Source organism: Bradyrhizobium mercantei (assembly GCF_001982635.1).
GTDB lineage: Bacteria > Pseudomonadota > Alphaproteobacteria > Rhizobiales > Xanthobacteraceae > Bradyrhizobium > Bradyrhizobium mercantei.
On the sequence record NZ_MKFI01000001.1, the window covers coordinates 127,037 to 151,510 of the forward strand.

A 24,474-nucleotide genomic window follows, 5' to 3' on the forward strand; every position below is an offset into this window, starting at 1 on the left:
CGAACGGAAGAATGGCGTCGTGCAATCGCCCGCCGACGACGGCCGCAAGGCTCACGAGCCAGTTCTATTTCCAACCCACTATCGGATCATGGGTTGGCGCTAATCCACTGAAGAACTTTCGCGCGCGAAAACAGCCGCACGTGACCGCAATTCGTGCAGGAGATCGCGCAAACATCGAGCGTCTTGGCTCGCGAAAAATCGGGAACGCCGGGAAACAGGAATGCCAACAGCGACAGGCGGCCTTTGGTCGCGGGAGAGCCGTCCATCCCGGGCGGATCAACCTGAGTTTCATCGAACAGATCGTAGTTTTGATTGCCACAACATTCGCAAGCAGGCCTGAGGGCCTTGGCCTGCAGATAGCGGACCAAATCATCGCGCCGAATAGGTTGCTCCGACATTCCGTTCCTCGTCCTTCCTGGTTGGGCTCTTCGCGTCTCGTTCGGGGCGCCATCATCAGCGCGCCGTGGCCGGCGCCGATCTTATCCGATGGTTGCGGTTACTGTGACTGTTACTCGGGGAATCACAATGAGACTTTTGCGTATCGCCGCAGGCTGCGCGGATCTGGCTGCGAGCTGATGTTCGGAAACTTGCCTTCGGGCCGTCCGAAATGCGGTAGCGATTGCGATGGTCCCCGAAGCTACGCGCCGGCGATGGCCTCGACGTGCTGAGCAACACCGCCGACGCGAATAGCGACGGTCTTCCATCGTCGCTTGCGCGCCCGGATGAGGTGGCTGGAACTGGACGACGAGCCCTGGTCCGAACAAGGGGCATTTAAACGCGTCATGACGCCGCCTCGCGTGACGCTTGGCGGTTCCGGCGATAGCCGGTCATCTCTGTAAGCTGCTGAATTTGCGCTGAAATTGATGGCGCGAGAGACGGGACTCGAACCCGCGGCCTCCGCCGTGACAGGGCGGCGCTCTAACCAACTGAGCTACTCCCGCGGATGCCGATCATCGGATTGATCCGCGCAGGACCGAGGGCATAAAGGGCCGCATCCGGATAGTCAAGCGCGTTGCGGATCCCTGCACAGCACGGGCGTTCTTGCGGGTGCCGGCGCGACTTGTCGCCTGTTTTCAGGCGAAACGGCGTAGTCAGTAAAGCCCCGAATCGAATAAGGCCTGATAGGTCTGGGTTTCCTGTGGCCGGCCCGGCGCTGCCCGTTCCCAGAACCGGCGGTTTCAGGACCTTTCCGGACGCATTCCCCGACGCGAACGGCGCGCCATTCGCGTGAAAGCAGCAATCCAGCCATTCAGCAACGAGGAGGGCCACACATGGCGAAGAAAGCAGCGACCCCGGCGACGATCACGCTGAAGCACCTGGCGGCGGCCATCGCCGAAGAGCAGGAGCTGTCCAAGAAGCAAGCCGAGGCGATCCTGACCGACATGGTCACGAGGATCACCAAGCACCTCAAGAAGGGCGAGCGTATCAGGATCGTCGGCCTCGGCATCCTCCAGGTCCGCAAGCGCGCCGCCCGGATGGGCCGCAACCCGGCAACCGGCGAGCAGATCCACATCAAGGCGAGCAAGAAGGTCGCCTTCCGCGCAGCCAAGGAGCTGAAGGAAGCCGTCTAGGTCTTTCTCTTTCCGTTAAGGCAAAGCGCCATTCCGGCTCGTGACGCGGCCCCGGAGTGGCGCTTTTCTGTTATAGAATTGTCTTTCGAGCTCGCCTTGACGCGGTTTGCCTGCGCGAACCAACTTCGCCAAAGCGCCTTATTCCTTTTCCTTACTTTGTGCGGTCTTCATGCTGGCACCGGCTCTCGACTTCAAGCACACCGTCACCGAGCGCTTCCTGCGCTATGTCGTGATCGACACCCAGTCCGATCCGGATTCACCCACCACGCCTTCCACCGAGAAGCAGAAGAATCTCGGCCGCCTGCTGGTCGACGAGTTGCAGGCGATGGGGGTATCCGATGCGCATCTCGATCCGCACGGCTACGTCTATGCGACGATTCCGGCCAACACCGACAAGACGGTGCCGGTGATCTGCTTCTGCTCGCATATGGACACCTCGCCCGACTGCACCGGCAAGAACGTCAGGCCGCAGGTCGTGAAGAACTATGCCGGCGGCGACATCGTGCTGCCCGCCGACGCCTCGCAGGTGATCCGCGCCGCCGAGCACGAGGCGCTGGCCGACCAGATCGGCAACGACATCATCACGACCGACGGCACCACCCTGCTCGGCGCCGACAACAAGGCCGGCCTCGCCGAGATCATGGATGCCGCGCATTTCCTGGTCGCTAACCCGCAGGTGAAGCACGGCACCATCAAGATCCTGTTCACGCCGGACGAGGAGATCGGCCGCGGCGTCGACAAGGTCGACATCAGGAAGCTCGGCGCCGACTTCGGCTACACCATGGACGGCGAGACCGCGGGCCACATCGAGGACGAGACCTTCTCCGCCGACGGCGCCAGCATCATCATCGAAGGCGTCGCGACCCATCCGGGTTTTGCCAAAGGCAAGATGGAGCACGCGATCAAGATCGCGGCTGCGATCGTCGACCGCCTGCCCAAGGACACCTGCTCGCCCGAGACCACCGAGGGCAAGGAAGGTTTCCTGCATCCGGTCGCGATCTCCGGTGCGCTGGAGCACGCGCGGATCGACTTCATCGTGCGCGACTTCACCGAGACCGGGCTGAAGCAGAAGGAAGCGCTGCTCGAGGCGATCGTGAAGGATGTCATGAAGGGATATCCGCGCTCGACCTATCGCATGGAGGTCAAGCAGCAATACCGCAACATGAAGGAGGTGATCGATCGTCACCCCCAGATCGTCGCTTACGCGATCGAGGCGATCGAGCGCGCGGGACTGACGCCGGTGAAGACCTCGATCCGTGGCGGCACCGATGGCTCGCGGCTGTCCTTCATGGGACTGCCCTGCCCGAACATCTTCGCCGGTGAGCACGCATTCCATTCGCGGCTCGAATGGGTCAGCCGGCAGGACATGGAAAAGGCCGTACAGACCATCGTGCATCTGGCGATGATCTGGGAAGAGCGGGCCTGATCAGGCCTTCGCCGTCACGATCCAGATTGCGCCCGGCAGCAGCACGGCGTCGCCCTTGACGAAGGGCATGAGCGCTTCGCGCATCGATGCGATCGCGGCGGCGCGCACGTCATCCGGGTGGCCTTCCAGCGCACGACTGGCCGGCCCGATCTCGAGCGCGCCCTGGATCGCTGCGTCGATGCCGCGCCCGGTCGCGACATCGAGCTCGACCTTGCACGGCTCCATAGCGATGCCGGACAAGCCCGCCTCGCCCAGGATCCGCTTCACCCGGGCTTCGGATGCAAACGCGAACGGACCGGGATCCTCGGGACCGAGCGGCGGCAGCTTCGGCACGTGCTTGTAGACCGCCTGCAACGGCGCCATGAAGAACGGATTTTCGCGCGGCTCCTGCCAGCATGCGAAAGCCAGACGCCCCGTCGGCTTCATCGCCTTGTGCAGATTGGCGAACGATGCCGCCGGATCGGCAAAGAACATCACGCCGAAGCGCGAGGCCAGCAAGTCGAAGCTCTCGCGTGCGAACGGATAGACCGTCGCATCGGCCAATGCGAACTCGACCGGTAACCCCTGCGGCGCGCTCTGCCGCGCCCGCGTCAGCATCGGCTCCGAGACATCGACGCCGAGCACGCGACCATCCGGCGCAACCCTGGCCGCCAGCGCAAACGCCGAGGCACCGCTGCCGCAGCCGACATCGACCACACGCTCGCCGGCCTTCGGCGCGGCGCGATCGATCAGGAGATCGAGCACCGGCTGCAGCACGATGTCCTGCGCGGCCTGCCGGCTCGCCCAGCGCTGACCGCCCGGCCCGTTCCAATAGGCAATCTGATCGGCGTTTTGCGGGTGACCAGCGTTCATGCGATCGAACCTTGTTGAGAAATTTGGTCGACCCTAACAGGTCTCGCGCGTCGCAGCGCGCAACATCGGCGTGACCTGATAGGTGAATCCCGCATTGGCCTTGGTGACGGGATCGTTGGCGACGATCTCCTGCGGATCGGCATCGTCAGCCAGTTGCAGCACGCCGAGACCCCAGACGCCGGCAGGATCGGCCACCGGCCCGAAGATCAGCGCCTTGCCGGCTTGCAGCAATTCGCCGCAATAGGCGACGTGCGCCTGCATGAGCGCGGCTTCCTGCGGCGTCATGTCCTGCGGAAAGGTCGGGCGCGGTCCGGTCAATTTGCAGACGTAGTATTTCATCGACCTGGTCCGCGCTCGGGGATTATTTGGCGGCCGCACTCGTCGGCTTGGCCTGCTTCGGCGCCGGGGTCGTCTTGGCGGCCTTGGGGGCCTGCCCGTCATTGGGGCGCGCAATGCCCCAGGGGTCGGTCGGCTTCTGGTCCGGCACGCCGCTCAGCGCGCGCTGATAGGCGCGCTGCTGCCGCGCCTCATTGGCCGTATCGGCCGGCGACTTCTCGACCTCTTCGCGATAGCGCTGGACGTGATCCGACTGCGCGAACGCAGGTCCGGCAATCATGGCAAGAAGAAAAATCGCGGCGAGTTTGCGCATGCATCGAGTTCCCGGTTAGGCGGACAGAATAGCATCGCAGCACGGTCGGCATCAAACCTGAGCGCGTGACTTTCGGCACCTTTCACGCTGTCGGATATCCCGTGACATTCGGCACGCCAGCGCGGAGCAAGCGCGGTCCCGACCACCCCATCTACTACCCCACGGCCGGGATCGCGCCCTCTCCTCGCGTTCACAGAGGACCGCGCAATGGCGTTACCGTGTAGGGCTCTTCAACCAGAGGCCGCCTTGCAGCTCGTGAAACACCGCGCCATCGCCATTTTGCGCGAGCATGTGCAAGCGGAGGCGGAGCTTGTCGGGCGAGCCGCGGTTCTCACCGACGGAACTGCGGGGACCGTCGAGGGCGTGTTTCTTGACGAGTCTCACGGCTTGCGCATCTCGATCGCGGGGCACATCGGCAAATGGCCGATCTCGACAATCAGGATGCTTCAGCAATAGGGCCGGATGCTGCGTCCGTCCGCCTTCGCTCTTCGAGCTTCGGCGTGACAGCCTTCGCCCTGCGCTCCGAACAAGGCGATGAGATGATCACAAAAGGCTGGCTTGCCCAGCCGTAGCCCGCAGGGCGAAGGCTGGTGGGCGGTGAGAGGATCGAACTCCCGACCAATGGTGTGTAAAACCAGTGCTCTACCGCTGAGCTAACCGCCCTGACCTGCGCGCCTCTTTAGCCTCGCCTGCCCCCGAGGTGCAAGGCCGCAAAGCCTCAATCCGTCAACCTCAATCCATGGGTCGCGCCGGCAATCCCTTGAGATCGCTGATCCAGGGCGCGGCGGAGCGGCACCACACCTGACGTCGCGGGGTCAATTGGCCGCGCTGGCGAATGCTTCCCCAGCGGATGCCAAAGTCGTCGGGACCGCCGTCCTCGCCGCTCGTGAACAACGGGGAACCGCAATCACCGCAAAAATGCTGAAAACGGATCCGGCCGTTGTCGCCGCGCTTGCCATACACTTTCGGCGCGCGATTGGTCAGCCGGACCTGCTCGGCGGTGCAAATCACCGTGACGCGGTAGGGCGAACCGGTCAGCGCCTGGCAATCCGTGCAATGGCAGATCGAAACCCGCTCGGGATCGATCTCGGCTTGATAGGTCACGGCCCCGCAATGGCATTGCCCGTCGATCTGCATGCTGCGCTCTCCCAATTCCGTCAAACAAAGCAGCCCCCCGGAGGCCTGTTCCATTCTGATCGGCCAGCCGCCTGCCTGGCGCCCTCACGGAGCAATCCTGGTATCCCGAACCGGTCTTTCTTGGGATACCGAAATGGGATACCTTTTCAAGGTGCCCCCCTTTCATGCACCGGCCAGGGACCTGCCCATGTCGCAGATGCTTCAGATCCACGACCAGCTCCGGGAGATGATCCTCTCCCTCGACCTTGGCCCCGGCGAGCGGCTGACCGAACGCTGGCTGGAGAGCCGCTTCGAGGGATCGCGCACCCCGATCCGCGCCGCGCTGGTGCGGCTCGAAGGCGAAGAGCTGGTCCGCCGCGACGGCCGTAACTGGATCGTCGCGCCGATCGACCTCGGTGAGCTCGAGGCGCTGGCCGAGTTTCGGATTCCGCTGGAGACCACGGCGGTCCGCCTCGCCTGCGCGCGGGCCAGCGAGGCCGACATCGCCGGCGTCGAGGAGATGCTGGATGCCTGCCAGTCCGGCGCGCCGCGCGAGGAATGGCACCGTGTCGGCACCGATTTCCATGTCGAGATCGCGCGCCTCTCCGGCAATCCCTTCATCGTCAAGGCGATCGCCGGCGCGATGACCCGGCTGTCGCGGGCGCGCTGGCTCGAAGTGTGGACCGAACCTTCGCGCGAGCAGGCCTGGCGCGAGCACCGGCGAATCCTCGGCTTCATCAAGGCCAAGGATCCGGATTCTGCCGCGCGCGAGGCCGCCGATCACATCACCGACACCCGCGATCGGCTGCTCCGTTCGCTGAACGAGGATCGCCGCGGCCTGCGGGCGCGCGGCTTCGCCGTCATCGGGCTGCGCTGACATGAACATCGAAGTCGATCGCGAAGCCCTGCTCGACGCCGGCCCCTGGAAGCGCAATCTGATCGTCTGCGTGATCGGTTCCTTCACGACCATCATCGGGATGACCCTGCTGCTGCCGTTCCTGCCGCTCTATGTCGAGCAGCTCGGCGTGACCGATCATGCCGCCATCGTGCAATGGTCGGGTGTCGCCTATGGCGCGACCTTCTTCAGCGCCGCGCTGACCGCGCCGCTGTGGGGACGGCTCGCGGATCGTTACGGCCGCAAGCTGATGCTGATCCGCGCGAGCCTCGGCATGGCGGTCGCGATGTCGCTGATCGGCATGGCGCACAATGTCTACGAGCTGGTCGGCCTGCGGCTGTTGACCGGCCTGCTCGGCGGCTACGCCTCGGGCTCGACCGTGCTGGTCGCGGCACAGACGCCGAAAGCGCGCTCCGGCTGGGCGATCGGCGTGCTGTCGGCCGGCATCATGGCCGGCAGCCTGGTCGGCCCGTTGATCGGCGGCGTGCTGCCCGGACTGATCGGCATCCGCGAGACCTTCTTCCTGATCGGTGGCGTCATCTTCATCACCTTCCTCGGCACGACGTTTCTGATCCGCGAGGGCGCGCGTCCGAAGACCGCGAAAGGCAGCAAAGCGCGCGGCGGCTGGGCGCTGGTTCCGGACAAGCGCCCGGTGATTGCAATGTGGGGCACCGGCCTGCTGCTGATGATCGCCAACATGTCGATCGAGCCGATCATCACAGTCTATGTCGCGCAACTGGTCGAGGCGCCCCAGGTGACGTTCGTGGCCGGTGTCGTGATGTCGGCGGCGGCCTTCGGCAGCCTGTTGTCGTCGTCGCATCTCGGCAAGCTTGCCGATCGTGTCGGCCACTGGCGGATCATCACCGTCTGCCTTGCGGTCTCGGCGCTGCTGCTGATCCCGCAGGCCTTCGTGGTCAGCGGCTGGCAGCTGATCGCGCTGCGCTTCCTGATGGGGCTGGCGCTCGGCGGCCTGCTGCCCTGCATCGCCAGCGTGATCCGCCACAACGTGCCTGATGCGGTCACCGGCAGCATGCTGGGCTATTCGATCTCGGCACAATATGCCGGCCAGGTGATCGGCCCACTCGCCGGCGGATTCATCGGCGGCCACATCGGCATGCGCGCGGTGTTCCTCGGCACCAGCGTGCTGATGGCACTCGGGGCGATCGGCAATTTCATCATCGAGAAGAAGGAGTAGTCGCCCGCCTGGCTTCGGCAGCGCTGCTCCGCTGCGCGATCAAATAGGAGCGAAACATGATCGTGAGCTGCTTTTCGGCCTCACGACGTGCAGCCGGGGACATCACCCGCTGGCAGAATGCCGGCACCGTCCCGTAGATCACGGCTGTGATGGTCTGGGCGATCACGCGCGGATCGACGAAACGGCTATCGCTGGCGGTCGACAGCATGGTCTCGATCGCCTTTTCACTCCGCCGGAGCGCCGCGTCGATCAGCTCGCGCGCGTCGAGCTCCATGGCGACGAGGGCAAGCGCGGGAGAGACTTCAGCTTGCGCCATCCTCGCGTTCAGATAGGCCTTCACCACGGTCTCGGCGATCTTCTCAACTGTCGCGCATCGGTTCTCGTCACACGCTTTCGCAATGGCGTCAGCCAGCACCGCCAGATGTCGTTCCAGCACCGCGAACAGCAGCGCCTGCTTGTTCGGGAAATATTGGTAAAGCGTTCCCACCGAAACGCCCGCGCGTCGCGCCACGCGCGTGGTGTTGAGGCGGATCGGACCATCGCTCAGCAGAACCTGAATGGTCGCCTCGAAAATGACGTCCACGGTGACCGCGGATCGGGCCTGACGCGGCAATTTCCGGCGGTTTAGCGTTGGTCGTGAGGCCTTTCCCATATGCGAATCCAAACCTGAAGAATGCTTCATATATCCGGCCCGTCGCTGTCGCTCCAGCCCTTCGGCAGGTTGCCGGCGAGTGTCTTTGGGAAAGAAATCAGGAGACGGAAATGGGTAGACTGGACGGAAAGGTCGCTGTCATCACAGGCGGCAACTCAGGAATGGGACTGGCGACGGCCAGGCTGTTCGCACGCGAAGGCGCCAAGGTCGTCATCACCGGCCGCGATCAGGCGACGCTCGACACCGCGGTTCAAAGCATCGGCCATGGTGCTGACGCCGTCCGCAGCGATATGTCGGTGATGTCCGATATCGACGCGCTTCGCGAACACGTCGCGAAGAAGCATGGCCACCTCGATATCATCTTTGCGAATGCCGGCGGCGGGCGGCCGAACCTGTTCGAGTACATGTCCGAAGAAGAGTTCGACTTCACGGTCGACACCAATTTCAAGGGCACCTACTTCACGGTGCAGAAGCTCCAGCCGCTGATGACATCGGGCGGGTCGATCATCCTGAACACGTCCACCCTGAGCACACAGGGCCGCCCCTATGTCAGCGTCTATTCGGCGACCAAGGCGGCGATTCGCTCACTGGCGCGGTCGCTCACCGCGGAACTGACCGAGAAGGGCATCCGGGTGAATGCAATGGCGCCTGGCCACATCGATACCGACCAAGCGCGCAAAGTGGGATTGAGCGAGGAGATGATCGAGCAGACCAAGATCCAGGTGCACGCCCAAATTCCAATGCACCGCAGCGGCACCGTCGACGAGATCGCGACAGCCGTCCTGTTTCTCGCCTCCGATGACTCGGCCTACGTCACAGGCACAGAGCTGTGCGTCGATGGTGGCTGGGCCCAGATCTGACGGAGCTCCCGGCCCTCTTCGCGAGGGCCCGCCCTGCTAGCCTCCTTTGCGAACCACCAAAACAGAAACGGCGCCCGAAGGCGCCGTTTCAATATTTTCCGTTAGAACTCGCTTCAGTGCGCCGTCAGGCCGCCGGAGGCTTCATCCGAAGCGTCCGGCTTGACGTCGACCTTGCTGGTCTCCTCTTCCCAGACGATCGGCGCGGGCACGCGGGTCAGCGCCTTGGCAACGACCTCATCCAGCCGCGAGACCGGAATGATCTCCATGCCGCCCTTGATCGCATCGGAAATCTCCGTGAGATCCTTGGCGTTGTCCTCCGGGATCAGCACCGTCTTGATGCCGCCGCGCGCCGCAGCCAGCAGCTTCTCCTTCAGACCGCCGATCGGCAGCACGCGACCACGCAGCGTGATCTCGCCGGTCATCGCGACATCGTGGCGGACCGGAATGCCGGTCATCACCGAGATGATCGCGGTGGCCATCGCGACACCCGCGGACGGACCGTCCTTCGGGGTTGCGCCCTCCGGGACGTGAACGTGGATGTCGCGCCGATCGAACATCGGCGGCTCGATGCCGTAGGTGATCGCACGCGAGCGGACGTAGGACGCCGCCGCCGAGATCGATTCCTTCATCACGTCGCGCAGGTTGCCCGTGACGGTCATCTTGCCCTTGCCGGGCATCATGACGCCTTCAATGGTCAACAGCTCGCCGCCAACATCGGTCCAGGCCAGGCCGGTGACGATACCGACCTGATCCTCGTCGTCGATCTCGCCGAAGCGATACTTCGGAACGCCGAGGAACTCTTCGATATTCGCCTCGGTGACCTTCACCGACTTCTTCTTGGAGATCATCAGCTCCTTCACCGCCTTGCGGGCGAGTGTGGAGAGCTCACGCTCCAGGTTACGCACGCCCGCTTCGCGGGTGTAGCGGCGGATCATCAACAGCAAGGCCGCGTCGTCGATCGACCATTCCTTGGAGTCCAGACCGTGCTTGGAGATCGCGCTCGGGATCAGATGCTTGCGCGCGATCTCGACCTTCTCGTTCTCGGTGTAGCCGGCGATCCGGATGATCTCCATGCGGTCCATCAGCGGGCCCGGAATATTCAGCGTATTCGCGGTCGTGATGAACATCACGTTGGACAGGTCGTAGTCGACCTCCAGATAGTGGTCGTTGAAGGTCGAGTTCTGCTCGGGGTCCAGGACCTCAAGCAGCGCCGACGACGGATCGCCGCGGAAATCGGCGCCCATCTTGTCGATCTCGTCCAGCAGGAACAGCGGATTTGAGGTCTTCGCCTTCCGCATCGACTGGATGATCTTGCCGGGCATCGAGCCGATATAGGTGCGGCGGTGACCGCGGATCTCGGCCTCGTCACGCACGCCGCCGAGCGACACGCGCACGAACTCGCGCCCCGTGGCCTTCGCGATCGACTTGCCGAGCGAGGTCTTGCCGACGCCGGGAGGGCCGACGAGGCACAGGATCGGTCCGGTCAGCTTGTTGGCGCGCGACTGCACCGCGAGGTACTCGACGATACGGTCCTTGACCTTCTCGAGCCCGTAGTGATCGGAGTCCAGCACCGCCTGCGCGGCCTCGAGGTCCTTCTTGACCTTGGACTTCTTGCCCCACGGGATCGACAGCAGCCAATCCAGATAGTTGCGCACGACGGTCGCTTCCGCGGACATCGGCGACATCTGCCTCAGCTTCTTCAGCTCGTGCTGTGCCTTCTCACGCGCTTCCTTGGAGAGCTTGGTCTTGGAGATCTTCTCCTCCAGATCGGCCAGCTCGTCGCGACCTTCGTCGTCGCCGAGCTCCTTCTGGATCGCCTTCATCTGCTCATTCAGATAATACTCGCGCTGGGTCTTCTCCATCTGGCGCTTGACGCGCGAGCGGATGCGCTTCTCGACCTGCAACACCGAGATCTCGCTCTCCATCAGGCCCAGCACCTTCTCCAGGCGCTGCGTGACGGACAACGTCTCCAGGATCGCCTGCCGATCGGCAATCTTGACCGCGAGATGCGAGGCAACGGTATCGCCGAGCTTGGCGAAATCGGTGATCGCCTGAACCACGCCGACGACTTCGGCGGAGATCTTCTTGTTCAGCTTCACGTAGCTTTCGAAGTCGGACACGACCGACCGCGCCAGCGCCTCGGCCTCGACCGAGTTGGCGTCAGTGTCGGCGAGTGCGACTGCGGTCGCCTCGTAATATTCGCTGCGGTCGGAATACTTTTCGACGCGCGCGCGCTCGAGGCCCTCGACCAGCACCTTCACGGTGCCGTCGGGCAGCTTCAGGAGCTGCAGCACGCTGGCGAGCGTACCGGTCTCGTAAATTGAATCGGGAGCCGGATCATCATCGGACGCGTTCTTCTGCGTCGCGAGCATGATCAGCGCGTCGTTCTTCATCACCTCTTCGAGGGCGCGGATCGATTTCTCGCGGCCGACGAACAGTGGCACAATCATGTGCGGGAAGACGACGATGTCGCGGAGCGGCAACACCGGATAGGAGTGGCTTTCGCCGTGGACGATCGTTGGCCGGGGTTTTGAGGTCGTCATGGCCTTATCCTTTTGTTTTGCCCCCTTGCTCGCAGTCCGCCTGCTTGCGCAACCGCCACAAGGTGCCTTGGTGATCCGGAAAAAGATTGCCGTCAGCAGCCGCTTATTCCGCATCGAAAAGCGACGAATCTCAACGCATGAGATCCCTCGCCGATAGCATTAGGTGGCTATCAGGCAGGGGGGTGTCAAGTCTGAGAAGTGCCCGGAAATTCAGGCTAAACAGGCATTTACTGCAATGCCAAAATGATCGCCGTTGCTACGCAACCGCGGCCGCCGGAGCGCCCGGCAGCCGTGCAATCTTGACAGGTCGAGACGACCGCCTTTAGGCGCTCGCGCTGCTCTCGACGGCGCGGTCGGAACGATCCGCGTAGATGTAGAGCGGACGCGCCGTTCCCTCGACGACTTCGCGCGAGATCACGACTTCCTCGACACCTTCCAGGCCCGGGAGGTCGAACATGGTCTCGAGCAGGATGCTCTCGAGGATCGACCGCAGGCCGCGCGCACCGGTCTTGCGCTCGATCGCCTTGCGGGCGACCGCGCCAAGCGCCTCGTCGGCGAAGGTCAGCTCGATGTTCTCCATCTCGAACAGCCGCTGGTACTGCTTCACCAGCGCGTTCTTCGGATCGGTCAGGATCTTCTTCAGCGAGGTCTCGTCGAGGTCTTCCAGCGTCGCAACCACGGGCAGACGGCCGACGAATTCCGGGATCAGGCCGTACTTCAGCAGATCTTCCGGCTCGACGTGACGGAAGATCTCGCCGGTGCGGCGATCCTCCGGCGCGAGCACCTGCGCCGCGAAGCCGATCGAGGTCGAGCGGCCGCGCGCGGAGATGATCTTCTCGAGGCCCGAGAACGCACCACCGCAGATGAACAGGATGTTGGTGGTATCCACCTGCAGGAACTCCTGCTGCGGATGCTTGCGGCCGCCCTGCGGCGGAACCGAGGCCACCGTGCCTTCCATGATCTTCAGCAGCGCTTGCTGGACGCCCTCGCCCGACACGTCGCGGGTGATCGAGGGATTGTCCGACTTGCGGCTGATCTTGTCGATTTCGTCGATGTAGACGATGCCGCGCTGCGCCCGCTCGACGTTGTAGTCGGCGGCCTGCAGCAGCTTCAGGATGATGTTCTCGACGTCCTCACCGACGTAGCCGGCCTCGGTCAGCGTCGTCGCGTCAGCCATGGTGAAGGGAACGTCGAGGATGCGGGCCAGCGTCTGCGCGAGCAGCGTCTTGCCCGAACCGGTCGGACCGATCAGCAGGATGTTCGACTTCGCCAGTTCGACGTCGTTGTGCTTGGTCTGATGGTTAAGCCGCTTGTAGTGATTGTGGACGGCGACCGACAGCACCTTCTTGGCATGGCTCTGGCCGATCACGTAGTCGTCCAGGACCTTGCAGATTTCCTTCGGCGTCGGAATGCCGTCGCGCGACTTCACCAGCGAGGATTTGTTCTCCTCGCGAATGATGTCCATGCAGAGTTCGACACACTCGTCGCAAATGAAGACAGTCGGTCCGGCAATCAGCTTGCGAACTTCATGCTGGCTCTTGCCGCAGAACGAGCAGTATAGCGTGTTCTTGGCGTCGCTCGTGCCGACCTTACTCATTCATTATCTCCGTCCGCCGTTCGATCTTGTTTGCCAGATCGACCCAATCCGGCACAAAACCGGGGTCTTGGGTAGATAGAGCAAATTCCGTACCAAAAAAGACCCTACGCAATACTGACCGTACCAATCACGGTTTATTCGAATCTCCGCGATCATAGCCGATGCATTACAGCCAACCATGCTGGCACCCGACTATCAAGAATTCGCTAATCGGATGCCCGGCTCAAGACCGTGACAATACCGTGATTTTCCACGATCGCACGTGGAATACGCGTCGAAATCCACGGAACGTTGCGGGATTACCACGCCGGACGATGAGCACGAAAGCGGAACTTTCCGCTCATGCTCATGCGCTTGCGGGGTACCCCGCCGTCCTGCTTTGCCGGTTATGTGAGGCGTCAATGTGGAGATCACAGGACGCCCCGGAATGCCTGCCCGGATCAGGCGGCCTTCGCTGAGGCCGGATCCTCGGGACGCTTGTCGATGACCTTGTCGACGAGGCCGAACGCCTTGGCGTCCTCGGCGGTGAGGAACTTGTCGCGCTCGAGCGCGTCCTCGATCGCCTTGTAGGTCTGGCCGGTGTGCTTCACATAGATCTCGTTGAGGCGCTTCTTGAGATTCAGGATCTCCTGCGCGTGCAGCATGATGTCGGTGGCCTGGCCCTGGAAGCCGCCGGAGGGCTGGTGCACCATGATGCGGGAATTCGGCAGCGTGAAGCGCATGTCCTTCTCGCCGGCGGCCAGCAGCAGCGAGCCCATCGAGGCCGCCTGCCCCGTGCACAGCGTCGAAACCGGCGGGCGGATGAACTGCATCGTGTCGTAGATCGCAAGGCCCGACGTCACCACGCCACCCGGCGAGTTGATGTACATCGAGATTTCCTTCTTCGGATTCTCGGCCTCGAGGAACAGCAGCTGCGCGACGATCAGCGTCGACATGCCGTCTTCCACCGGACCGGTGACGAAGATGATGCGCTCTTTCAGCAGGCGCGAGAAAATGTCGTAGGCGCGTTCGCCGCGATTGGTCTGCTCGACGACCATCGGCACGAGGTTCATGTAGGTTTCAACGGGATCGCGCATGAAAGAACCCAAGGGTTAGGGGTGATGCAGAACTTTGCTTAAGGCTACTGGCTCAAGGCTTAACCCAGATATGGGCCAATTTCCGGCCGACAAGACCGGGCACCTGGCCGCACTACCCATCTGGGCAGGTCGCGGAAGTTCAAGCTGATTCGCTTCCGCACGCCTAGCGACGGGGCCCCCCGCCAAGCGTGCTTTCGCGGTTCATCATTAACGCGAGGTGCCGGAATTAGGCGGCAGTTTTCTCGGCGTCTTCATCCTTGAACAGCTCATCCTTGGTGACCTTCTTCTCGGTCACGGTGGCGAGCTCGAGGACGAAGTCGACGACCTTGTCCTCGTAGATCGGGGCGCGGATCTGGGCCAGCGCCTGGGCGTTGCTGCGGTAGTAGTCCCAGACTTCCTTCTCGCGGCCGGGCATCTGGCGCGCACGCTCGATCACGGCGCGCGACACCTCGTCGTCGGTGACCGTGATCTTGTTCTTCTCGCCGATCTCCGACAGCACGAGGCCGAGGCGGACGCGGCGATCGGCGATCTTCTGGTACTCTTCCTTGGCCGCATCCTCGGTGGTGTTCTCGTCGGCGAAGGTCTTGCCGGAGGAGTCCATCTCGGCCTTGATCGAGTTCCACATCAGGTTGAACTCTTCGGCGACAAGCGACGGCGGCGCCTCGAATTTGTGGCTCTCGTCGAGCCGGTCGAGCAGCGCGCGCTTGACCTTCTGACGGGTCGCGCCGGCGAACTCGGCGGTCAGGCGCTCGCGGGCGGCTTCCTTCAGCTTGTCGAGCGATTCGAGGCCGAGCGTCTTGGCGAACTCGTCGTCGATCGTGGTCTCACCGGGCGCCTCGATCAGCGTCGCGGTGGTCTCGAACTCGGCCGGCTGGCCGGCGAGCTTCTCGTTCAGATAGTTCTTCGGGAAGCCGACCTTCAGCGTGCGGGTCTCGCCGGTGCCGATGCCGATCAGCTGCTCCTCGAAGCCCGGGATGAACTGGCCGGCGCCGATCACGACCTGGATGCCCTCGCCGGTACCGCCGTCGAACGCTTCACCGTTGATGGTGCCCTTGAAGCTGATGGTGACGCGGTCACCCTTCTCCGCCGTCCCCTCGGTCTTGGCGTTGTAAGGGCGGCTGCCTTCGGCGATGCGCTTGATGGCATCGTCGACGTCGGCGTCGGACACATCGACCACCGGCTTCTCGACCGAGAACGATTTGAAATCGGCGAGCTGGATCTGCGGCACGACTTCGATCGCGACCGTGTAGGTCAGGTCGGTCTTGCCCGACAGCAATTCCTCGACCTGGTCCTTCTCGGTCGGCATCGTGATCTTCGGTTCGCCGGCGAGGCGGAAGCCGCGATCCTCGAAGATCTGCTTGTTGGTGTCGCTGATGGTCTGGTCGATGGTCTCGGCCATCACCGAGCGACCGTAGATCTTCTTCAGATGGGCCACCGGCACCTTGCCGGGGCGGAAGCCGTTGAGACGGACCTTGTCCTTGAGGTCGACCAGCTTGGCGTCGGCCTTGGCATCGAGATCGGATGCCGGGACGCTGATCTTGAACTCGTGCTTCAATCCCTCGTTGAGGGTCTCGGTGACCTGCATGGTATCAATCTTCTTCCGCTTTTGCCGCGGCCCGAGCGGCCGTGGCAGTGTTCAATCTGTTCGACGCTTAAGCCTTGCGGCCTGACGTCTGTGGGTTCGGCGAACCCTCGTCCCCTTCGGGGCCCAAGGTTCTCCAAGAATTCGTCATGCAAACGCTGTAAGCGCTTGGTGCGGGCGGAGGGACTCGAACCCCCACAACTTTCGTCACTGGAACCTAAATCCAGCGCGTCTACCAGTTCCGCCACGCCCGCGCGAAAAGCATCCAGTCCGGCCGCGATGCCGCGGGCGGCCGGGCTTATAACATGCGCCCACCGGTTCGCAGCAAAAAAATGGCCGCTTGAGAGCCCGCCCTGCGACCGATCGCGACTGGACAGGTACACTTGAAAATGGTCCGCATCGGCCGGATGGCAAGTCCCCTAGCAAGTCCCGAATTTTCCCTCACCCGGCGCGACCTGATCGGCGCGCTCGGTGCCGCGGTCGCGCTTTGCCCCGCATGGCCGGCTACCGGCTCGGCGCAAGGCCGGACCGCGGTCGCGCTCCAGGCCAAAACCGACCGTATCTCGCTTCGTCCTGACGGGCCGGCAACCCCCATCTGGTCGCTCGGCAGCGGCGACCTCCGCTTCAAGCGCGGCGAGGTGCTGGACGTGACGTTTGGCAACGAGCTGCCGGTCCAGGCCGCGCTCGATTGCCGCGGGCTCGACGGTGTCCCGGCCGCCGAGCCACTGGCCTCGCGAGCGCCGCTTGCCGCCGGGGCAAAGGATACCTTCCAGCTGCCGCTTCGGCACGCCGGCACCTTCCTGTGCGAGCCGCTGTTCGGCGACGGCGGGACGGTGCCGGCACGGCCGCGCCCGCTGATTGTCACCGGCGCCTCGCCGGTTGCGGTCGATCGCGACGAGGTCCTGCTGATCGAGGAGTGGCGCCTGCGGCCGGATGGAACCGCGATTCCGGCCGGAAGCGATCCACAAGATTCGACGCCGATTCATACAATTAACGGAAAAACCTCATACGAGGTCTCGGCACCGGCCAACGCCCGCCTCAGACTCCGCTTTATCAATGGCAGCCAACGCAGTGTGCTGGCGGTCAAGCTGGAGAATCTCGACGTTCGGGTGATGGCGATCGACGGCCAGCCGGCCGAACCGTTCGCGGCCCGCAACGGTGCGCTGGTACTGGCTCCGGGAGGCCGCACCGACGTCTTCGTCGATGCCGCCGGGCCAGCCGGAACGAGCTTCGCGATCCTGCTCCACGACGGAAAGCAGGCCCGCCCGGTCGGCAAGCTCATCGTCTCGAACGAACCGCCAGTCCGCCCCGCGCCGTTCCCGCCGGCGCCGCCGCTCCCGGGCAACGACATGCCGGCCCAACTCGATCTCAAAAGCGCGGCAAGATTCGATCTGCCGCTCGGCACGCCGACCGAATGGTTCCGCCCGGCGGATTTCAAGCCGACGACGGCTCCGGCCTTTCAGGCCAAGGCCGGCCGGCCCGTCGTGCTGGCCCTGACCAACCGCGGTCTGATCGCCAGCGTTTTTCATCTGCATGGCCATCACTTCCGTCTGCTCGACAAGCTCGACGACGGCTGGAAGCCGTTCTGGCTCGACACGCTCGCGGTCGAACCGGGCCAGACCCAGCGCATCGCCTTCCTCGCCGAATATCCGGGCCGCTATCTGATCGAGCAGGTCGCGACCGATTGGGCCGCGCCGCGCCTGGTCCGATGGTACAGTGTGCAATAATAACCATAACAAGAAGAGGAAACACCCATGAGCCAGACGGTTGCAGCGATCCGCGGAGTGAAGGCGCGAAGCGTCGTGGTGCCGCTCAAGCGTCCGGTGAAGAACGCCTTCGGCGTGATCGATTCCGGCCCGCTGGTCCTGATCGATGTCGAGACCGATCAAGGCGTTACCGGCCGCAGCTACATCTTCGCCTACAGCAACCTCACACTTAACCCGCTTTGTCATCTGATCGAGGAGATCGGCCGCGAGCTCGTCGGCAAGCCGGTCGCGCCGTTCGACCTGATGAAGGCGATGGACGCCAGGTTTCGCCTGCTCGGATGGCAGGGGCTCGTGGGCATGGCGGTGTCGGGTCTCGACATGGCCTATTGGGATGTGCTCGGCCAGCTCGCCGGCCGTCCGCTGGTCGAACTGCTCGGCGGCTCGGTGAAGCCGATCAAGGCCTATGACAGCTACGGCGTGGTCGATCCCGTTGCCGACGAGCGCGCGCTGCGCCGTTCGCTCGACCAGGGCTTTCGCGGCATCAAGATCAAGGGCGGCGACGGTGATGCCGCCAATGACGAGCGTGTCGTGAAGGGTGCGCGCGCCCTGCTCGGCCCCGACGTCGCGCTGATGATCGACTTCAACCAGTCGCTCGACCCGGCCGAGGCCACGCGCCGCATCGCCCGCCTTGCGCCCTACGATCTGCACTGGATCGAGGAGCCGGTGCCGCAGGAAAGCCTGTCCGGACACGCCAAGGTTCGCGAGACCTCGCCGACGCCGATCCAGGCCGGCGAGAACTGGTGGTTTCCGCGCGGCTTTGCGGAAGCGATCGCAGCCGGCGCGTCCGACTTCATCATGCCCGACGTGATGAAGGTCGGCGGCGTCACCGGCTGGATGCAGGTCGCAGGACAAGCCGACGCCGCCTCGATCCCGATGTCGAGCCATCTGTTCGCCGAGGTCAGCGCGCATCTGCTCGCGGTGACGCCGACCGCGCACTGGCTCGAATTCCTCGACTTTGCCGGCGCGATCCTGGCAAAGCCCGCCGAGATCACGGACGGCGCAGTGACCGCGCGCGGTCCCGGGCTCGGCATCGAATGGAACGAGGCAGCAGTTGCGAAGTATCTCGTGAGCTAGCGGCGGACTGGTGGCTGCCCGCTTCACCTTCGCGAAGCATTCATGTAGGCCATCAGGACACGGGAGCGCCCAATGGCCACCAACGACAAGCTGACGCTCAAATTCCGTTGCCCAACGGAGCTTGAGGGATTGATACCGCGGCCGATCCCGGCGGCGCAGGGCGTTCCCGACTGGCTCAAGGCCATGCCGGCGACGGCGTTCAGCTCGATCAACCTGCACGACGAGGATACCATCAAGCGCTGCCCACCATTCGTCGACGCGATGACCTGCGGGTTCCTGCTGCCGCTGGTCTGCGATCTCAAAGTGGAGGACGGCCAGATCACCTGGGACCAGGACCTGCCGCCGGGCGGCATGCCGGAATTTCCCCGTTCGCCGATCGGTTTCCACGATCCGGGTCAGGTCACGGGCACGCCTCTGTTCGAAGAGGGCCGCTTCTTTCTCAAATTTCACAATCTTTGGACCGTCGAAGCCCCGGAAGGCTACGCCGTCTACTTCACGCATCCGGTCAATCGCTTCGACCTGCCATTCACCACGCTGAGCGGCCTGGTCAATTCCGATCTCTATGCCGACAATTGGGTGCACTTTCCGGCGTACTGGCACGATCGGAATTTCAAAGGCGTGCTCCCGAAGGGGACGCCCATCGCGCAATGTATTCCGGTCAAGCGGGACGACTGGACCGCGCAGGCATCGCCGTTCACCGAGGATGACGCCAAGCGCGTCGGCGAACTGCGGACCGAACTCAGGCGGCAGCCCAACCTCTACCGCAGAAACTTCAGGGCTTGAGGCGCGACGAGATTTCGTCCGCTGCGCTCAGCCTGATTGTCCGCCGAGGAATTTCGCGGCATCAGTCTGGGAGAAGAAGAAGCGGCCATGCGATCCCGAGGCCATGACGACGACCGCGCGTCCCAATAACTGGGGCTGGCCACGAATGACAGCGCGCAGCGCGGCCTCGGCAGCGTCGCGCTCACCCTGCTCGAAGAGCGACGTCGCAAGATGGGCGCGGATCGAGCGATCGTCCGGATACAACGCGAGCACGCGGCGGAACGCATCCGCGGCCGCGGCGTAGTCGCCGTGAACGATCAGAACCCGTCCGAGCTGGGTAAGAACATCGGGGCGTCCCGGCGCAGCATCGTGTGCGGATTGCAAGACACTCAGGGCTCGCGCGATTTGATTGACGTTATGCAACATGCGCCCGAGGTCGAGCTTCAGATCGACGCTGTCAGGCGCCAGCGCGAGGCCCGCCTCGATCGCGCCGATCGCCTCGTAGTATTGACCGGCCTTGGCGAGCTGCCCGGCGAGTTCCTGAAACGAGGGAAAATATGGCGGGCGGCGCGCCGCCGTGCGCCGAAGCTGCGCGATCCCGTCGGTGACCCGCCCGGCACCGCACAGCAGCGCGCCGAGCAAGGTCTCAACCTCGGCATCGTCACCGCGCCGCGCAACCCGCTCGAGCGGGGCAATCGCCTCGCCGCCCCGATTCTGCCCCATCAGCGCATGCGCGAACAGAAGCGCGGCGTGTCTGTCCGTGCGGTTTGATTTCAGGATGCCTGTCGCAATCTGCTCCGCCTGAGCAAACTGCTGCGCCCGCAACGCCAATGCGCCTTGTTGCAGCGCCTGAGCGAAGAAATTGTTCTGCCTGCCACTCACGAGCGAGATTCACGGTGCCGAGGGAATGTTATCGGGCTTTAGCCCGCATCTCCCGACGCGTCCACCGGAAGTATCGTGGGGAAGAGTTGCGTCGGGCTGTCTCGGCCGCTTTCTCTTCGCTTCGCTCCCTGCGGCTACCAGACCTCGCCGAACGGACGCAGTTCGACGAGGAACGACCACGTGGAGCGGTCCTGGTGGGCAACCCGGAACATTTCTTCGGCGATCGCCGAAGGCTTGGCGAAGAAGTCATCCGGCTTGTCGGGCGCCAGCACCGGGCGCGTGCGCGGCGTGTCGATCGAGGCGTCGATCAGGATATAGGCGACGTGAATGCCTCGGGGCCCGAACTCACGCGCCATCGATTCCGCGAGAATCCGTTGTGCCGCCTTGGTCGAGGCGAAGAAGCCCCAATTGGTCCTGCCCCGGATGGACGAGGTATTGCCGGTCACCAGGATCGCGCCCTCGCCCGCTTCCAGCATCGCTGGAAGCGTCTCGCGAGCGAGATGCAGCAATGCCGTGGTGTTGACCCGGAAATTCCTTTCAAGATCGTTCGGGTCCATCGCAAGGATGCTGCCCCGGGTCGCGCGCAACGCGTTGTGAACCACGATCTTGGGCGCGCCCATCTCCACCTTGATGCGCGCGACGGTCTTGATCAGGCCGTCGAGATCGCCAACGTCACACGGGTAGGCCCGTGCGTCCTCGTATTTGCGAGCCAGCACATCGAGGTTATCGGCATTGCGGGCCAGCATGGCGACCTGGTAGCCGCCCTCGCTGAAACGCTTGGCGATCTCGGCGCCGGTGCCATGCTCGGGCCCGACGCCGGTGACGATGCAAACTGGTTTGCTCATGGTGATCTCCTTAGAGCTGGAAGGTCGGGCGCGCCGACACCTTGGCGAACCAGGCAGCGACGGCCGGATAGCGTGCGGCAATGTCCATCTCCAACGCGTACGTCAAACGCACGGCGAAGAATCCGGTAATGTCGGCGACGGTGAACTCCGGCCCGGCGACGAATTCGTTCCTGGCGATATGGGGCTCGATGCGGCCGAGCAAGATTTCCATCATTTCCTTGCCGCGGGTCACCATTGCCGGCAGTTGCGGCAGACCAGTGCGTGTACCCGGCACGACCTTGCCGGCGAACATCGGCACATGGTTGCGCACCGCGTGCACCATCGGGACCAGGCCATCCAGTTCGAAGCGCCGCAGCCACATATCGATCATGGCGCGCTCCACCGCCGTGCGGCCGAACAACGCCGGCTCCGGATGCAGTTCCTCAAAGTAGCGGCAGATCGAAACCGACTCCGCAATCACGGTGCCATCGTCCAGTTCAAGAAACGGCACGCAATGGAACGGATTCTTCGCGGTGAACGCTGCGGCGAACTGATGGTCGTCGCGCACGTTCAATTGTTCAATCGGGACGTCGAGTCCCTTTTCGGCCAGAAAGATTCGAACACGCTGGGCGCTGGCTGCCGGCCCGAAGCCATAAAGCCTCATTGACGTTCCCCCTAATAGCCGCTGGCGAAGCGCGGCAACATTACGAGCTCGTCGACCGGAGCGACGGCATCGTCCTCGAGCGAGATCCAGCGCTTGCCCTGCTCATCCCTGACGCTCCAACGCGGCTATCATTTGGGCGAAATTGGTCCGTGTCACCGCGTCCATTGCTGTCGTGCCTTTCCCGCCTCAAGCACTGAACACGCCGACCTCGTCGAGGCTCGGATAGTCCGTGTAGCCGCGCTCGGTGCCGCCGTAGAACGTTGATCGATCCGGCTCGTTGAGCCGGGCGCCGAGCGCGAGACGCCGCGGCAGATCGGGATTGGCGATGAAGGCGCGCCCGAACGCGACAAGGTCAGCCGTGCCGGCGGAGAGCGCCCGCTCCGCGGTTGCGGCGGTGAAGCCGCCCGACACGATGAACGGCCCGGGGAACAACGGGCGCAGCAGCGTGGCGACGGACTGCGGTGCCGCGTCGTCGGTCTGATCCACCAGACCGGCGCGCACCCGCGCCTCGATCAGGTGCAGGAAGCCAATTTGACGTGCGCCAAGCTCCTGGATCACGTGCGTGTACAGACCCATCGGGTCACTGTCTGCGACATCACCGACACTGCTGAACGGCGACAGCCGAACGCCGATGCGATTGGTCGGCCATACGTCCGAGACGGCATCGAGGACTTCAAAGAGCAGCCGCGCGCGGTTTTCGATCGAGCCGCCGTAGCGGTCGGTGCGATGATTGGTCTTGTCCTCCAGAAACTGTTGAAGCAGATAGCCGTTGGCCGCATGAATCTCGATGCCGTCGAATCCGGCCTGCTTGGCATTCTCCGCGGCCTTGCGGTAGTCGGCGACAATCTGCGCGATTTCGTTCAACTCGAGCGCGCGCGGCGTCTCATAAGGCGCGCGCTGAAAATCGCTCTTGAAGGCATTGCCCGCCGGTCGGATGGCGGACGGTGCAACGGGAAGGCCTCCGTCCTTCTGGAACGAGGAGTGCGATATCCTTCCCACGTGCCACAATTGCAGGAACATCACCCCGCCGCGACCCTTGACCGCCTGCACGACGCTCCGCCACGCAGCGACCTGGTCCGCAGTGTAAATTCCCGGCGTCTGGGGGTAGCCCTGCCCCTGCTGAGAGATCTGGCTCGCTTCGGCGATGATCAGCCCGCCTTCGGACGCGCGCTGGCCATAATAGGTCGCAGCGAGCGGCGACGGCACGCCGTTGGCTGCGCGCATCCTGGTCAACGGTGGCATCACGACGCGGTGCGCGAGCCGAAAGGCTCCAAGCTGGAACGGAGTTGAAAGCTTCATATTCTCTCTCCAATATGACCGGTCATCTTAACTGCGGGACAAGTTAATGCCGCCGGCTCTTTGATACCCATGGCTCTCGATGGCTCAGGTGAAGATGCTTGCGAACACCACGCGTTCGAACTGATCGAACGGCGACTTGTCCTGCTCGACCTTGGACCTCAGCACTGCGCCCTCCCAGGAGTTGACCAGGAATGTCGCAATGGTCGCCGCAGGCAGGCGCGGCTGGACGCGGCCGGCCTTCTCGGCCTCGCGCACGCAGGATTCGATCGCGCGGCTCCAGGCAGCGTAGATCTCGGCCAGGCGATCGCGGACCTCCTTGCTCTGCACGGAAAGTTCCGCACTGAAGTTCCCAATCATGCATCCGGTTTGGAAGTTCTGACGGATGGCAAGGTCCGACAAGCCACGAAAAAAACGACGAAGCCGCTCCACGGGGTCGACGCTTGCGTCGCTCAGCTGCGCGCGCCGAGCGGCGCCGTTCTGCCAGTACCGCTCCAGCGCCTCCAGCGCCAAAGCTTCCTTGCTCTCGAAGTGATTGTAGAACGATCCCTTCGGCACGCCGGCGGCATCCGTGATGTCCTGAACGCCGGTTCCGTTGAAGCCATGCCGATGCAAGGTCTGCAACCCCGCCTCGATCAATTGTTCCCGGACGCTTGGTCTTGCCATGCTCTGATCTCCTGAGCATTCAATATGACCGGTCGTCTTAAATGTCAAGGGCTACGCCCGGACGCAGTTCGGCGCGGACCGGGACAAGCGCGGGCTGCATGCTGTAGTGTTCAGCCCGATCGGCGTGCCGCCGAGCGAACCTGACACCGTGTGAACTCAGATCGGAGAACAGGGATGGCACAGTGTATCGTCGTCGTTCAATTCGACCTTCCGAAGCGAACTGAAGAACAGGCCATCAGGGGCGGCATGGGCACCGCCCCCATCTATCGAAAGCTCGCGACAAAGGGGCTGATCCGCAAAGACTACCTCAACGGCGAGGCCGGCACCGGCGGCGTCTATCTGTGGGAGAGCCGAGAGGCGGCCGAGGCTTGGTTTACCGAAGCCAAGATCGCCGAGCTCACCGAACGGTTCGGAGCGCGGCCACGGCTGACCTGGTACGACACGCACGTCACCGTCGACAATCTCAAGGGCGAGACCCGGGTGAACCAAACCACGCTGATTTCCGCAGCGGAATGAAATCGACCTG

General features: G+C 63.6%; 25 protein-coding genes and 3 tRNA genes. 10 read left to right on the forward strand and 18 right to left on the reverse strand.

The features are described 5' to 3' along the window. Nucleotides 1–86: 86 nt before the first annotated feature. The gene (locus tag BI327_RS41435) at nucleotides 87–398 is read right to left on the reverse strand and encodes a hypothetical protein (RefSeq protein WP_143271503.1); all 312 of its coding nucleotides are present in this window, start codon (nucleotides 396–398) and stop codon (nucleotides 87–89) included. A gap of 466 nt (nucleotides 399–864) precedes the next feature. Next, a tRNA-Asp gene (locus tag BI327_RS00575) sits at nucleotides 865–941 on the reverse strand. A 306-nt stretch (nucleotides 942–1,247) separates the two neighbouring features. Here BI327_RS00575 and BI327_RS00580 point away from each other — a divergent pair. Together BI327_RS00580 and pepT are read left to right on the forward strand one after the other, a co-directional pair. Further along, nucleotides 1,248–1,571 (forward strand): HU family DNA-binding protein, encoded by a 324-nt coding sequence (locus BI327_RS00580; RefSeq protein ID WP_224924859.1) that lies wholly within the window; start codon nucleotides 1,248–1,250, stop codon nucleotides 1,569–1,571. A 169-nt stretch (nucleotides 1,572–1,740) separates the two neighbouring features. Further along, nucleotides 1,741–2,997, forward strand: a complete 1,257-nt coding sequence (pepT, locus tag BI327_RS00585; RefSeq protein ID WP_076857737.1) for a peptidase T — start codon at nucleotides 1,741–1,743, stop codon at nucleotides 2,995–2,997. Here pepT and BI327_RS00590 read toward each other — a convergent pair whose 3' ends face one another. From BI327_RS00590 to BI327_RS00600, 3 genes are read right to left on the reverse strand one after another with little or no spacing between them, the layout of a single operon-like run. Continuing rightward, nucleotides 2,998–3,849: a class I SAM-dependent methyltransferase gene (locus BI327_RS00590; protein WP_076857739.1), complete on the reverse strand. Its 852-nt coding sequence runs from the start codon at nucleotides 3,847–3,849 to the stop codon at nucleotides 2,998–3,000. Between the two features lie 33 nt (nucleotides 3,850–3,882). Next, nucleotides 3,883–4,188 carry a YciI family protein gene (locus BI327_RS00595; RefSeq protein WP_076857740.1) on the reverse strand — a complete coding sequence of 102 codons (306 nt, stop codon included), beginning with the start codon at nucleotides 4,186–4,188 and terminating at the stop codon, nucleotides 3,883–3,885. 22 nt (nucleotides 4,189–4,210) lie between these two features. Beyond that, complete coding sequence (locus BI327_RS00600) at nucleotides 4,211–4,498, reverse strand: hypothetical protein (protein ID WP_076857742.1); 288 nt, start codon at nucleotides 4,496–4,498, stop codon at nucleotides 4,211–4,213. A gap of 246 nt (nucleotides 4,499–4,744) precedes the next feature. Here BI327_RS00600 and BI327_RS00605 point away from each other — a divergent pair, with 246 nt between their 5' ends. Then, complete coding sequence (locus BI327_RS00605) at nucleotides 4,745–4,954, forward strand: photosystem reaction center subunit H (protein ID WP_083741955.1); 210 nt, start codon at nucleotides 4,745–4,747, stop codon at nucleotides 4,952–4,954. A gap of 132 nt (nucleotides 4,955–5,086) precedes the next feature. Here the strand turns inward: BI327_RS00605 and BI327_RS00610 are convergent. After that, nucleotides 5,087–5,161, reverse strand: a tRNA-Val gene (locus BI327_RS00610). A gap of 69 nt (nucleotides 5,162–5,230) precedes the next feature. Continuing rightward, a complete protein-coding gene (locus BI327_RS00615) occupies nucleotides 5,231–5,635 on the reverse strand; it encodes a GFA family protein (RefSeq protein ID WP_076857746.1) in 405 nt (134 codons plus the stop codon). Nucleotides 5,636–5,822: 187 nt separating this feature from the next. Between BI327_RS00615 and BI327_RS00620 the strand changes: the two genes are divergently transcribed. Both BI327_RS00620 and BI327_RS00625 read left to right on the forward strand, forming a co-directional pair. After that, entirely contained in the window at nucleotides 5,823–6,491 is a 669-nt protein-coding gene (locus BI327_RS00620) for a GntR family transcriptional regulator (RefSeq protein WP_076857748.1), read from the forward strand. 1 nt (nucleotide 6,492) lies between these two features. Then, nucleotides 6,493–7,704, forward strand: coding sequence for an MFS transporter (locus BI327_RS00625; RefSeq protein WP_076857749.1), 1,212 nt, complete (start codon nucleotides 6,493–6,495; stop codon nucleotides 7,702–7,704). Here the strand turns inward: BI327_RS00625 and BI327_RS00630 are convergent. Further along, the gene (locus BI327_RS00630; protein WP_245334673.1) at nucleotides 7,685–8,287 is read right to left on the reverse strand and encodes a TetR/AcrR family transcriptional regulator; all 603 of its coding nucleotides are present in this window, start codon (nucleotides 8,285–8,287) and stop codon (nucleotides 7,685–7,687) included. The genes BI327_RS00625 and BI327_RS00630 overlap by 20 nt on opposite strands. A gap of 179 nt (nucleotides 8,288–8,466) precedes the next feature. Between BI327_RS00630 and BI327_RS00635 the strand changes: the two genes are divergently transcribed. Beyond that, nucleotides 8,467–9,216 (forward strand): SDR family oxidoreductase, encoded by a 750-nt coding sequence (locus BI327_RS00635; RefSeq protein ID WP_076857753.1) that lies wholly within the window; start codon nucleotides 8,467–8,469, stop codon nucleotides 9,214–9,216. A gap of 113 nt (nucleotides 9,217–9,329) precedes the next feature. Here the strand turns inward: BI327_RS00635 and lon are convergent, their stop codons facing one another. The 5 genes from lon to BI327_RS00660 all read right to left on the reverse strand — a co-directional run bounded on the left by lon (nucleotide 9,330) and on the right by BI327_RS00660 (nucleotide 16,268). Further along, a complete protein-coding gene (gene lon / locus BI327_RS00640) occupies nucleotides 9,330–11,759 on the reverse strand; it encodes an endopeptidase La (protein WP_076857755.1) in 2,430 nt (809 codons plus the stop codon). Nucleotides 11,760–12,081: 322 nt separating this feature from the next. Next, nucleotides 12,082–13,356 (reverse strand): ATP-dependent Clp protease ATP-binding subunit ClpX, encoded by a 1,275-nt coding sequence (gene clpX / locus BI327_RS00645; RefSeq protein ID WP_018271869.1) that lies wholly within the window; start codon nucleotides 13,354–13,356, stop codon nucleotides 12,082–12,084. Nucleotides 13,357–13,796: 440 nt separating this feature from the next. Continuing rightward, nucleotides 13,797–14,432, reverse strand: a complete 636-nt coding sequence (locus BI327_RS00650; RefSeq protein ID WP_076857756.1) for an ATP-dependent Clp protease proteolytic subunit — start codon at nucleotides 14,430–14,432, stop codon at nucleotides 13,797–13,799. Nucleotides 14,433–14,658: 226 nt separating this feature from the next. Continuing rightward, nucleotides 14,659–16,017 (reverse strand): trigger factor, encoded by a 1,359-nt coding sequence (gene tig / locus BI327_RS00655; protein ID WP_076857757.1) that lies wholly within the window; start codon nucleotides 16,015–16,017, stop codon nucleotides 14,659–14,661. A 166-nt stretch (nucleotides 16,018–16,183) separates the two neighbouring features. Beyond that, nucleotides 16,184–16,268 (reverse strand) — tRNA-Leu (locus tag BI327_RS00660). A gap of 135 nt (nucleotides 16,269–16,403) precedes the next feature. Between BI327_RS00660 and BI327_RS00665 the strand changes: the two genes are divergently transcribed. The 3 genes from BI327_RS00665 to BI327_RS00675 all read left to right on the forward strand — a co-directional run bounded on the left by BI327_RS00665 (nucleotide 16,404) and on the right by BI327_RS00675 (nucleotide 19,637). Beyond that, nucleotides 16,404–17,741, forward strand: coding sequence for a multicopper oxidase family protein (locus tag BI327_RS00665; protein WP_076857760.1), 1,338 nt, complete (start codon nucleotides 16,404–16,406; stop codon nucleotides 17,739–17,741). A 27-nt stretch (nucleotides 17,742–17,768) separates the two neighbouring features. Further along, nucleotides 17,769–18,854 (forward strand): enolase C-terminal domain-like protein, encoded by a 1,086-nt coding sequence (locus tag BI327_RS00670; protein ID WP_076857762.1) that lies wholly within the window; start codon nucleotides 17,769–17,771, stop codon nucleotides 18,852–18,854. Between the two features lie 72 nt (nucleotides 18,855–18,926). Beyond that, a complete protein-coding gene (locus tag BI327_RS00675; RefSeq protein ID WP_076857764.1) occupies nucleotides 18,927–19,637 on the forward strand; it encodes a hypothetical protein in 711 nt (236 codons plus the stop codon). A gap of 27 nt (nucleotides 19,638–19,664) precedes the next feature. Here BI327_RS00675 and BI327_RS00680 read toward each other — a convergent pair whose 3' ends face one another. From BI327_RS00680 to BI327_RS00700, 5 genes are all read right to left on the reverse strand, one after another. Next, nucleotides 19,665–20,447, reverse strand: a complete 783-nt coding sequence (locus BI327_RS00680; RefSeq protein ID WP_076859090.1) for a tetratricopeptide repeat protein — start codon at nucleotides 20,445–20,447, stop codon at nucleotides 19,665–19,667. Between the two features lie 185 nt (nucleotides 20,448–20,632). Beyond that, nucleotides 20,633–21,343: an SDR family NAD(P)-dependent oxidoreductase gene (locus BI327_RS00685; RefSeq protein ID WP_076857766.1), complete on the reverse strand. Its 711-nt coding sequence runs from the start codon at nucleotides 21,341–21,343 to the stop codon at nucleotides 20,633–20,635. A gap of 10 nt (nucleotides 21,344–21,353) precedes the next feature. Then, nucleotides 21,354–21,986 (reverse strand): glutathione S-transferase family protein, encoded by a 633-nt coding sequence (locus tag BI327_RS00690; protein ID WP_076857767.1) that lies wholly within the window; start codon nucleotides 21,984–21,986, stop codon nucleotides 21,354–21,356. A gap of 186 nt (nucleotides 21,987–22,172) precedes the next feature. Beyond that, entirely contained in the window at nucleotides 22,173–23,285 is a 1,113-nt protein-coding gene (locus BI327_RS00695) for an alkene reductase (protein WP_076857769.1), read from the reverse strand. Between the two features lie 84 nt (nucleotides 23,286–23,369). After that, nucleotides 23,370–23,948, reverse strand: a complete 579-nt coding sequence (locus tag BI327_RS00700; protein ID WP_076857771.1) for a TetR/AcrR family transcriptional regulator — start codon at nucleotides 23,946–23,948, stop codon at nucleotides 23,370–23,372. 174 nt (nucleotides 23,949–24,122) lie between these two features. On the opposite strand from BI327_RS00700, the gene BI327_RS00705 reads away from it, so the two are divergent. Beyond that, complete coding sequence (locus tag BI327_RS00705; protein ID WP_076857772.1) at nucleotides 24,123–24,464, forward strand: hypothetical protein; 342 nt, start codon at nucleotides 24,123–24,125, stop codon at nucleotides 24,462–24,464. Nucleotides 24,465–24,474: the final 10 nt, after the last annotated feature.

What these genes read in the sequence shown, in the direction of transcription:
- clpX (WP_018271869.1), bottom strand. Translation starts at nt 13,356, where the DNA reads ATGAGTAAGGTCGGCACGAGCGACGCCAAGAACACGCTATACTGCTCG.
- BI327_RS00635 (WP_076857753.1), top strand. Translation starts at nt 8,467, where the DNA reads ATGGGTAGACTGGACGGAAAGGTCGCTGTCATCACAGGCGGCAACTCA.
- BI327_RS00705 (WP_076857772.1), top strand. Translation starts at nt 24,123, where the DNA reads ATGGCACAGTGTATCGTCGTCGTTCAATTCGACCTTCCGAAGCGAACT.
- BI327_RS00700 (WP_076857771.1), bottom strand. Translation starts at nt 23,948, where the DNA reads ATGGCAAGACCAAGCGTCCGGGAACAATTGATCGAGGCGGGGTTGCAG.
- lon (WP_076857755.1), bottom strand. Translation starts at nt 11,759, where the DNA reads ATGACGACCTCAAAACCCCGGCCAACGATCGTCCACGGCGAAAGCCAC.
- tig (WP_076857757.1), bottom strand. Translation starts at nt 16,017, where the DNA reads ATGCAGGTCACCGAGACCCTCAACGAGGGATTGAAGCACGAGTTCAAG.
- BI327_RS00690 (WP_076857767.1), bottom strand. Translation starts at nt 21,986, where the DNA reads ATGAGGCTTTATGGCTTCGGGCCGGCAGCCAGCGCCCAGCGTGTTCGA.
- BI327_RS00665 (WP_076857760.1), top strand. Translation starts at nt 16,404, where the DNA reads ATGGTCCGCATCGGCCGGATGGCAAGTCCCCTAGCAAGTCCCGAATTT.
- BI327_RS00675 (WP_076857764.1), top strand. Translation starts at nt 18,927, where the DNA reads ATGGCCACCAACGACAAGCTGACGCTCAAATTCCGTTGCCCAACGGAG.
- pepT (WP_076857737.1), top strand. Translation starts at nt 1,741, where the DNA reads ATGCTGGCACCGGCTCTCGACTTCAAGCACACCGTCACCGAGCGCTTC.
- BI327_RS41435 (WP_143271503.1), bottom strand. Translation starts at nt 398, where the DNA reads ATGTCGGAGCAACCTATTCGGCGCGATGATTTGGTCCGCTATCTGCAG.
- BI327_RS00595 (WP_076857740.1), bottom strand. Translation starts at nt 4,188, where the DNA reads ATGAAATACTACGTCTGCAAATTGACCGGACCGCGCCCGACCTTTCCG.
- BI327_RS00685 (WP_076857766.1), bottom strand. Translation starts at nt 21,343, where the DNA reads ATGAGCAAACCAGTTTGCATCGTCACCGGCGTCGGGCCCGAGCATGGC.
- BI327_RS00600 (WP_076857742.1), bottom strand. Translation starts at nt 4,498, where the DNA reads ATGCGCAAACTCGCCGCGATTTTTCTTCTTGCCATGATTGCCGGACCT.
- BI327_RS00650 (WP_076857756.1), bottom strand. Translation starts at nt 14,432, where the DNA reads ATGCGCGATCCCGTTGAAACCTACATGAACCTCGTGCCGATGGTCGTC.
- BI327_RS00620 (WP_076857748.1), top strand. Translation starts at nt 5,823, where the DNA reads ATGTCGCAGATGCTTCAGATCCACGACCAGCTCCGGGAGATGATCCTC.
- BI327_RS00695 (WP_076857769.1), bottom strand. Translation starts at nt 23,285, where the DNA reads ATGAAGCTTTCAACTCCGTTCCAGCTTGGAGCCTTTCGGCTCGCGCAC.
- BI327_RS00670 (WP_076857762.1), top strand. Translation starts at nt 17,769, where the DNA reads ATGAGCCAGACGGTTGCAGCGATCCGCGGAGTGAAGGCGCGAAGCGTC.
- BI327_RS00625 (WP_076857749.1), top strand. Translation starts at nt 6,493, where the DNA reads ATGAACATCGAAGTCGATCGCGAAGCCCTGCTCGACGCCGGCCCCTGG.
- BI327_RS00590 (WP_076857739.1), bottom strand. Translation starts at nt 3,849, where the DNA reads ATGAACGCTGGTCACCCGCAAAACGCCGATCAGATTGCCTATTGGAAC.
- BI327_RS00615 (WP_076857746.1), bottom strand. Translation starts at nt 5,635, where the DNA reads ATGCAGATCGACGGGCAATGCCATTGCGGGGCCGTGACCTATCAAGCC.